Raw genomic sequence first — 293 nt, 5'->3', positions numbered from 1 at the left:
CGGAGAACGCCGTGTTCGGCCAGGTGGGCCCCAAGGTGGGCTCGGTGGACCCGGGCTTCGGCACCGCCTACATGGCGCGGGTGATCGGTGAGAAGCGCGCCCGCGAGATCTGGTACCTGTGCCGCAAGTACAGCGCCGCCCAAGCGCTGGAGTGGGGTCTGGCCAACGCCGTGGTGCCCTCCGACAGGCTCGACGAGGAGGTGCGCCAGTGGTGCGACGAGATACTCGAGAAGAGCCCCACCGCGCTCTCCATCGCCAAGCGCTCGTTCAATGCCGACAGCGAGAACATCGCC

1 protein-coding gene is annotated in these 293 nt (G+C 68.3%); it reads left to right on the top strand.

What is annotated here, in order from left to right:
• On the top strand, nucleotides 1-293 hold a 293-nt coding region (locus HOP53_RS21460), incomplete at both ends, for an enoyl-CoA hydratase-related protein (protein WP_234271882.1).

It is taken from the genome of Billgrantia ethanolica, assembly GCF_021404305.1.
Classification (GTDB): Bacteria; Pseudomonadota; Gammaproteobacteria; order Pseudomonadales; family Halomonadaceae; genus Halomonas; species Halomonas ethanolica.
The sequence above is the reverse complement of the archived record's forward strand: the minus strand, read 5'-3'. Positions and strand labels throughout refer to the sequence as shown.